This window comes from Aquiflexum sp. TKW24L, from assembly GCF_023502205.1.
GTDB lineage: Bacteria > Bacteroidota > Bacteroidia > Cytophagales > Cyclobacteriaceae > Cognataquiflexum.
Window position 1 is genome coordinate 1 of the sequence record NZ_JAMFLG010000092.1, and the last position, 786, is coordinate 786.

At 34.2% G+C, this 786-nt stretch carries 1 protein-coding gene and 1 pseudogene; both read right to left on the bottom strand.

The window, feature by feature from the left end; genetic code table 11:
• Positions 1-300 (bottom strand): annotated as a pseudogene (locus tag M3O96_RS21895) (hypothetical protein); the annotation flags it as partial.
• Positions 300-515, bottom strand: a complete 216-nt coding sequence (locus M3O96_RS21900) for a hypothetical protein (protein WP_249725468.1) — start codon at positions 513-515, stop codon at positions 300-302. The gene M3O96_RS21900 and the pseudogene M3O96_RS21895, both read right to left, overlap by 1 nt.
• Between the last annotated feature and the right edge of the window lie 271 nt (positions 516-786).

Consider the following 786-nt stretch of genomic DNA (forward strand, 5'->3'; position numbering starts at 1 on the left):
TTGCAATCTGTTTTTGTGAAAAGTAACACATTCCTTCAATCGTGTCTCTGAAAATGAATCTGAAAGCAAGCCTGAATCATTAACTATTTTAAAAAATTCATGCTCCGAAAAATCTATTTCATACTTTTTAAATTCACATCCTTTACCTTTTCTCAAATCAACAGCGATGTCATCTGCATTGATGTAAATTCCAAAATCTAATTTTTTACCTTCCTGAACCTCAACATTCAAGGTGTATTTGACGATTGAACTTTTTCCCGAACCATTAGGCCCGGCAAATACCCTCATTCTTTTTTTCATCAATCAAAAATCAATTGGAGATTTACAACTCCTTGGTTGATTTCTTCTAACCTTTCGATTGTGCCATCTGCTGACTTTTTCACCACCCAACCATCCTGAGCAATAATAACATACCCATTCGATTTCATTGCTTTTTTTGCACCGGCCTTGAATGCTTTCTTTGATCTATTTTCAACCAACCTTGTGGTAATATATTCTTTATCTAACTTGCTCATAGTCTTCACAATTTATAAAAAATTACTGATTTCAACTTGATATCTTTTGGAGTTGGTAGATTTAATTTCCGTAGTAAAACCATTAATTCAACATCCTATCAATGTTTTTCGTTTCCAACTTTTGCCCTGTTCTTTCCTAACTCCTAATTTCTCAACTCATTCATCAACATTAATCTACCACCCTTTCCCCCCTTTTTTCCTTCCTCCTTACAACCTTTTACTTTTTACCGCTTACCATTTACCTCTACCTTCATCCCTTTTCCTTCAACTT

What these genes read in the sequence shown, in the direction of transcription:
- M3O96_RS21900 (WP_249725468.1), bottom strand. Translation starts at nt 515, where the DNA reads ATGAGCAAGTTAGATAAAGAATATATTACCACAAGGTTGGTTGAAAAT.